This window comes from Planktotalea frisia, assembly GCF_001890925.1.
Classification (GTDB): domain Bacteria; phylum Pseudomonadota; class Alphaproteobacteria; order Rhodobacterales; family Rhodobacteraceae; genus Planktotalea; species Planktotalea frisia.
Map to the genome: position 1 here is coordinate 1 of NZ_MLCB01000039.1, position 7,232 is coordinate 7,232.

Genomic DNA, 7,232 nt, shown 5'->3' on the forward strand with positions numbered 1-7,232 from the left:
CGGATCATGCGGTTAGCTGAATCGTTCTACGGTCAGACGTCAACCCGTCAAAAGTCGGGTGCTCGAGGACTCTGTGTATATCGCGCATCAATCAAGTTTTTCGCCATCATCATATGCACGCCTTTTTCGCGATTGACCGTTTGTGTGATCCGCAAATCACCCGCCAAACTACACAGCATGTAAGCCTCTTCTCGACTGATGCCTGCACGTTCAGACACCAAGTCAATCATATCGCGCAAAGCGCGTTCTACGCAGCGCTCAAGATCAGCAGCCATGCCCATTGTGATGTAGTGGGTTTTGGTTTCCGCTTGGGGGTAAGTCAGTTCTTTGTTTTTCAGGACCGTAAGGCGAAACTTGCCTTGAAGTGCAGTTTCAATCGCGGTGACGCACACTTCACCATCGCCTTGCACGCCGTGCCCGTCGCCACAGGAAAACAATGCACCCTCGGCAAAAACAGGTAGGTAGAGCGTCGTACCTGCGACAAGTTCCTTGTTATCGATGTTGCCGCCGTGGACCCTTGGTTCAATCGTCGAGATGCGGCCCCAAGTCGGGGGCGGCGCGACAGCCATCACACCAAAGAACGGCGCAAGGTCTAGTTCCAACCCCCAAGGTAACGTGGCGACGCCGCGTTTTGCATCGAGCGGAATAATCGTGTGATGGTGGTTCGGGAAGTCATCCGGCAGGGTTCCTTTCAAAGGACAGAGGTAGTTAAATCCCCAATCCTGTCGCAGTGAAACGTCTAATATGTCGACCTGCAAGACATCGCCGGGCAACGCCCCCTCAACAGCGACGGGTCCAGTCAGGATGTGACCGGGCATCGCAGGAACGCCTGCGGCGTGCAGATCAAGGAGCTCTGGAGGGATATGAAAGCCTTCGCCCGGTAGATTTTGTGGACCGCCTGAGATCGTATCTATCGTAATCTCGCTACCGCTTGCTATCGTCACCACTGGTGCGAGCGTCGCGTCGAAAAACCCCCAATGGCAAGTTTCTAGCGATGCACTCAAAGCCTGATATGTCATAGTCTGCCCCTCAGTTCGCTGTGCTGTTGTCCAGAATGCTCTCGATCAAGACCTGTACTCTCAGCGCTTCATCCAAGGTGGCCAAGCGGTTTGGCTTGCCCTCCAAACAAAGCACAAGTTCGTCTAGTTGCGCCTTTAAGCTGGTTGCTCTTGGGTCGGCTGGAGACTCTCCGACGGGGGTGAATTCACCGCCCGATGAGACGGCATCATTTGAAAAATTGGAAATGCGCCTGCTTGTTTTTGCACCCTTGATGGTCACTTCTTGTCTGTCAGGCTGTGCACCACCGACGCTGCCCATTATCGTCACAGGGAGGCCGTTTGAATTGAGCAAACGCGCCGAAACATGGGTTTCGCAAAGGTCTAATTGTGTTGGGTAAGACGGTTGTGTCCAAACCAGTTCCAACGGCCCGAGAATACGTTCGCTAAAGAACAAGAAATGCGAAATGACTTCACGCGTCATGCCGCCTTCGTCGCGAAAGCGAAGCCAGTCCGCCGCCCTTTGCCAATCGCGCGGCCAATTTGCATAGGTTACGATGATGTCAACGCCCATGAGTTGACCAAGGTCCCCAGCTGCGACTGCATTTGAAATGTCATGTAAAGCGGCGCCTGCGGCTTGGGTAAAGTTCACAGCCGCGGGCACGCCTGAGGCGGTGAGTTGTTGTACCAAATCGCGGCTCTCGGCCACATCGACGCCCAATGGCTTTTCCAAGAAAACAGCTTTGCCTTGCTCGGCAGCAGCAAGCGCGTAGGCTTTTCGGGGAGCAGGCGGGCAAGCGAGGTACACAAGATCTGCATCTGCAATCGCGTCTTCGGCGCTTTGCGCGATTTTGGATGCGGGGGCTAATGCGTGGGCTTCAACACAAGCTGTTTGATCAGGGTCCCAAACCGCGCTGACACTGAAATCAGGGTGTTGCGACATATGCTCCAACATACGTTGTCCCATAATACCCAAACCGATGATTGCTGTTTTAAATGCCATGTGGTGCTTTCGAATTGGGTGATTGCTACGGCGACCATAGCGCCATATAAAACGGCGCTTGACCAGAGTGTTTAATGTGCTGGTCGGGCACTTTCGCTGACGATCTTCAGGTGTGTCGCATCGCTAGGCTGCTGACAATTTCATTTAAATTGCGCGACTTTGTCGCACAGAAACGGTATACGGTTCGATCTTCAATTCTTATGCTGCCGATTGAGTTGTTCTGGTATCTTAGTGTGAGATAGCGCACTGTGGTAGCTCCTTTCTCTATCTGTAGAAATCAAATCCATGAAAAATAATCCGCAACCGTTGTCACAGTCGCTTTGCGTAATTGGTTGGCATGAATGCATCAGCCTGCCAGAACTTGGCCTGAATGAGTTTGCGGTGAAAGTCGACACAGGGGCCAAGACGACAGCACTTCATGCCGATGACATCACTGTTTTCCACAAGGATGATGTCAAATGGGTGCGGTTTCGTAGCCCTGATGTGCCCGGCTCTTCCCAACGGATGTGCGAGTTTCCAGTTTTCACCAAACGCGATATCACCAACACGAGCGGCCAGCCGGAAACGCGCATTGTCATTCGCACACCTATGGTGCTTGCGGGCCGCAAGTGGAAAATTGACATTTCTCTCACGGATAGGGGAACAATGCGCTTTCCTCTGATACTGGGACGCAGAGCCTTGCGAAACAGGAACATCGTCGTCCATCCCGGGCAATCTTACCTTGTTAGCGCCAAACCATCTTTTGAAGGATCAAAGCCATGAAGATTGCGATGCTTGCCCGTAATGCTGAACTTTATACCCATAAACGCCTGAAATCCGCGGCGGAAGAGCGCGGGCATACGCTCGATATCATCAACACTCTGCGGTGTTACATGAATATCGCCTCGCGCAGACCCGAAGTGTATTACAACGGCGAAAAGCTTGTCGGCTACGACGCTGTCATTCCGCGCATCGGAGCATCCATCACATTTTACGGCATGGCCGTGCTGCGACAGTTCGAGATGCAGGGTGTTTATCCGCTTAATGAAAGCGTGGCGATTGGACGATCTCGCGATAAACTGCGCTCTATGCAGTTGCTCGCACGCGACGGGATTGGCCTGCCTGTCACAACATTCGCTCATGATCCTAAACAAACCGAAGAAGTGCTTGAACTTGCGGGCGGTGCGCCTGTTGTCATCAAATTGCTAGAAGGCACGCAAGGGATCGGTGTCGTTCTCGCGGATACCAAACGCTCTGCTAAATCGGTGGTCGAAGCATTTCGCGGGGCAGGGGTTAACATCTTGCTGCAAGAATTTATCAAAGAAGCGGGCGGTTCGGATATCCGTGCGATTGTCGTTGGTGGCAAAGTCGTCGCCTCAATGAAACGCACCGGCGCTCAGGGTGACTTTCGCTCTAACTTGCATCGCGGCGGAACGGCTGAAGTGATCAAGCTCTCGCCAGAAGAACGCTCGACAGCTATTCGATCGGCCAAGGCCATGGGTCTCAACGTGTGCGGAGTTGATATGCTGCGCGCCAACCACGGGCCTGTTGTGATGGAAGTGAACTCATCGCCCGGTTTGGAGGGCGTTGAAAAGGCGACGGGTCTCGATATCGCGGGCAAGATTATTGAATACATGGAAAAGCACGCCAAGCCCAACGCGACCAAAACGAAAGGCAAGGGATGACCAACAAGCGCGCTAGTTTCGAGATCGCAGGCGAACGTATCGAAGCCGGAACCCGTAAGACGGTCAACATTCCGGTCAGCACTTTGTCAGACCATACACCTGTCACCCTCTCGGCGCATATCATTCATGGCCGTCGGGATGGTCCGACGATGTTTGTTAGTGCGGGCATCCACGGTGACGAGGTTATTGGCGTCGAAATCGTGCGGCGCTTGTTGCGCACCAAGAACCTGAAGTCGTTGCAAGGCACCTTGATCGTCGTGCCTATCGTGAACACCTTTGGATTTCTCAATCACTCGCGGTATTTGCCTGACCGTCGTGATCTCAACCGCTGTTTTCCTGGCTCGCCTAATGGCTCTTTGGCGTCGCGCCTTGCCCATATTTTTATGGAAGAAATCGTGTCGCGTTGCTCTTTGGGAATTGATCTTCATTCGGCGGCAATTAACCGGATGAACTTGCCGCAAATGCGCGTTTCAGCAAGCAATGCTAAGACATTGAAATTGGCGCAAGTCTTTGGTGCTCCTGTCATCCTGACAAGCGCGTTGCGCGATGGCAGCTTGCGCCAAGAGGCCAAAAAGATTGGAGTCGATGTGCTGCTCTACGAAGCTGGCGAGGGCATGCGGTTTGACGAGATGTCTGTACGGGCAGGGGTGGCGGGAATTCTGCGAGTCTTAAAGGATATCGAGATGCTTCGAGTGGCTGGCATCGCCAAGCCCAAGGCGAATTCAATTTTGTGCTCGAACAGCAACTGGCTGCGCGCGCCTGTGGGCGGGCTGTTGCGGATGTTTAAAAGTGAGGGCGATCTCGTTGAAGACGGTGAAATTGTCGCCGCAATTTCTGATCCGTTTGGCGACGATGAAACTGAAGTTGCGACGCGCTATTCTGGGATCATCGTGGGACGCGCTGTGATGCCGATCGTGCATGAAGGCGACGCGTTGTTTCATATTGCAGCTGTGAAATCAGCCGATATTGCCGAAGCTGCGGTGGATGACCTTGCCACGCAACTGGAAGAGGCACCGCTTTTTGACGAGGATGAGATCATCTAGGTGCCAGGCAGACGCTGGCCTTATAAAGAAGTGGGGCGGAATGGCATTCTGAGAGGCTTGTTGAAAAGTCACATTTACGAGAAGGTTAACGCGTCACGTACATTGAATTCGCTCGGAAGAAAGCAAGCGCTTTCGCCGTGGCGCGCCTTACCCTAATTCGTTTGATCCAATGCGCGACGTTGTTCGCCTCAGCGAGCGATAGACCAAGATGATCGTGAACGCCCAGTCATGGGAAAAGTGCAATGTCAGCAATCGTGTAATTGTCACCGCCGATGAAGTGTTTGCCCTCCATTTGTGCGTTGAAATATTCGATTGAGCGACTTGCAGGTGAGCGATAATGGGCCAACGCCTCAGGGTTGGGCGAACTTGCATGACCGGACCAGTACTCGACCTGCCCAAAATGCGGTCCCTGCGTTGAAGCTTGATAAAAGAGCCACGCAATCAGATGGTTGTATTCACTTGTGTCGTTTGGAAGTCCCCAGCCTGTCCTTTTGGCTAAGCTGAGCAGTATCGCATTGGATTGCGTTTGGTGTTGGTGGCCGTCACTCAACACCGGGACTTTTCTTGCTGGATTGATGGTGAGAAAATCCGAGGTATGTTGTTCGCCAGCCCGAATATTGACTGGAATGAAGTCAAATTCTACATCCGTTTCCATGAGGATTATCAACACCTTAAGCGTGTCGATCGTGTCGTAACCTAAGAGCTTCATCATGGCTTACGTTTGCCATGATGTCAGCATCACTGGCGTAAGAGCCAGCAGCGATCTCGTGTAGGCCGCTTGCGGCGCTGTATAGAGCGATTTTGTTTCGCCAACTTCTTCGACCTTGCCGTTGCGCAGCACGGCGGTGTCATCTGCCATTTGCCGCACAACAGCGAGGTTATGACTGATAAACAGGATGGTCAGGCCAAACTTGGCTTGCAGATCTTTTAACAGATTCAAGATTTCTGCCTGAATGGAGACATCCAAAGCTGACGTCGGCTCATCACAGATCAAAAAGCGCGGGCGCGCTAACAATGCGCGCGCAACAGCGATGCGTTGGCGCTGGCCACCCGAGAATTGATGCGGGTATTTCGTGATCGCATCAGGCTGCATTCCAACGAGCGATAGCATTGAGGCCGCTAATGTCTCACGTGCCCGCGCGTCTTTGACAAAACCGTAGAACCACAACGGCTCTGTCAAAATATCCCCTATCCTGTGGCGTGAATTCAGGCTGGAATACGGATCTTGAAAGACCATTTGGATCAATTGCCGCGACGGGTGATGGCGATTGCGGGACTTGCCAAAAGGCAGCGCAGCACCGCCGAGCTCCATTGTGCCACCGCTTGGGGTAACCAATCCTGTGATGGCTTTGGCGAGCGTCGATTTGCCAGACCCGCTTTCGCCAACGAGCCCCATTGTAGAGCCCGGTTTGACAGTCAAAGTAACATCATCCAGCGCGATATAGGGCGGTGGTTTGCGAAAGAGCGACGTGCGTTGGCCAGCAAACTTTACGGTCAGATTTTGCAATGACAGCCCTGTCGGAGCTTGCTGTGTGCCCTCCAGCAGCCAATCTTCCGCCAGATTGCCCAAGCTCGTGGCAGTTTCATCAGCATCTGGCACGCGAAAGCGCTCAATCTGGCGATCTAGTGGTGGAACAGCATCCATGAGCTGTTGTGTATAGCGATGCTGGGGTGTGCCCAAGACTTGAGCTGTGTCGCCCGTTTCCATCACGCGCCCTTTGCGCATCACGGTTACGCGGTCAGCCACTTGCGCGATTACCCCAATGCCATGGGTGATCAGCATGAAAGCGATCTGGCGCTCTTTCGCCAATCGCTGGATCAAGTCGAGGACTTGCGATTGCACGGCCACATCGAGTGCCGTTCTCGCCTCATCCGCGATGATCAACTTGGGATCAGTGCTTATGGCCAGCGCGATAACCACGCGTTGGCGCATACCTCCTGAGAACTGATGTGGGTAGGCCTTGATCCGTTGAGCCGCGTTTTTTATTCCTATTTCCTCAAGCAAATCGACTGCGCGTTTGCGTGCCTCGTTCTTACTAGAATCGGAGTGGGTTTGGATGGTTTCGATCAACTGAAGCTCAATGGTCATCAATGGGTTCAAGCTGGTTTGCGGATCCTGAAAGATCATCGAAATACGATCGCCGCGTACTTTGTGTGCTTCAGCAGGTTTGAGCTTGCGCAGATCGGTATCACCCAGTGTCAGCGTTCCATGTGCCACATAACCCGGCGATTGCAGCAGTGTCGCTAAGTACAAAGCTTTGAAACACACTTGTCAGGTCTGCCCGTCAAAAATGAAATGTTGCCCAAAAGCGGATGCGCGCAAGATCACCCGCGAAGAACATGAAGACGCCCGCCAAGTTGCACGCAACATTGCCAAGACCAAGCAGTACGTCGTCTCAATGCGACTTCGAAAGAAGGTAGAAATGCTCTTTGCTCACCTCAAACGCATCCTAGGGCTTGTGACCTGCCCCCCTAGGCTCCCTCATTCATAACGAGAGTTTGCGGGTTTGGATTTCATATTCTTTAT

The 7,232-nt window shown here is 53.0% G+C and carries 7 protein-coding genes and 1 pseudogene; 4 read left to right on the top strand and 4 right to left on the bottom strand.

Translation table 11 applies throughout. The features are described from left to right. Nucleotides 1-47 precede the first annotated feature (47 nt). A complete protein-coding gene (locus PFRI_RS02430; protein ID WP_072629170.1) occupies nucleotides 48-1,019 on the bottom strand; it encodes an acetamidase/formamidase family protein in 972 nt (323 codons plus the stop codon). A gap of 10 nt (nucleotides 1,020-1,029) precedes the next feature. Beyond that, nucleotides 1,030-1,998: a Gfo/Idh/MocA family protein gene (locus tag PFRI_RS02435; RefSeq protein WP_072629171.1), complete on the bottom strand. Its 969-nt coding sequence runs from the start codon at nucleotides 1,996-1,998 to the stop codon at nucleotides 1,030-1,032. A gap of 285 nt (nucleotides 1,999-2,283) precedes the next feature. Between PFRI_RS02435 and PFRI_RS02440 the strand changes: the two genes are divergently transcribed. Genes PFRI_RS02440 through PFRI_RS02450 form a run of 3 tightly spaced genes read left to right on the top strand, consistent with a single transcriptional unit; the run spans nucleotide 2,284 to nucleotide 4,705 of the window. Next, a complete protein-coding gene (locus PFRI_RS02440) occupies nucleotides 2,284-2,760 on the top strand; it encodes an ATP-dependent zinc protease family protein (protein ID WP_072629172.1) in 477 nt (158 codons plus the stop codon). Continuing rightward, nucleotides 2,757-3,662 (top strand): 30S ribosomal protein S6--L-glutamate ligase, encoded by a 906-nt coding sequence (rimK, locus tag PFRI_RS02445; RefSeq protein WP_072629173.1) that lies wholly within the window; start codon nucleotides 2,757-2,759, stop codon nucleotides 3,660-3,662. The genes PFRI_RS02440 and rimK overlap by 4 nt, the downstream gene beginning before the upstream one ends. Continuing rightward, the gene (locus tag PFRI_RS02450; protein ID WP_072629174.1) at nucleotides 3,659-4,705 is read left to right on the top strand and encodes a succinylglutamate desuccinylase/aspartoacylase family protein; all 1,047 of its coding nucleotides are present in this window, start codon (nucleotides 3,659-3,661) and stop codon (nucleotides 4,703-4,705) included. Before rimK ends, PFRI_RS02450 begins: the two co-directional genes overlap by 4 nt. 226 nt (nucleotides 4,706-4,931) lie before the next feature. Here PFRI_RS02450 and PFRI_RS02455 read toward each other — a convergent pair whose 3' ends face one another. Next, nucleotides 4,932-5,417, bottom strand: coding sequence for a glutathione S-transferase family protein (locus PFRI_RS02455; protein ID WP_072629175.1), 486 nt, complete (start codon nucleotides 5,415-5,417; stop codon nucleotides 4,932-4,934). A 3-nt stretch (nucleotides 5,418-5,420) separates the two neighbouring features. Then, the gene (locus PFRI_RS02460) at nucleotides 5,421-6,959 is read right to left on the bottom strand and encodes a dipeptide ABC transporter ATP-binding protein (protein WP_245812224.1); all 1,539 of its coding nucleotides are present in this window, start codon (nucleotides 6,957-6,959) and stop codon (nucleotides 5,421-5,423) included. Here PFRI_RS02460 and PFRI_RS02465 point away from each other — a divergent pair. Beyond that, nucleotides 6,949-7,164: pseudogene (locus PFRI_RS02465) on the top strand (transposase); the annotation flags it as partial. The gene PFRI_RS02460 and the pseudogene PFRI_RS02465 overlap by 11 nt on opposite strands. Nucleotides 7,165-7,232: the final 68 nt, after the last annotated feature.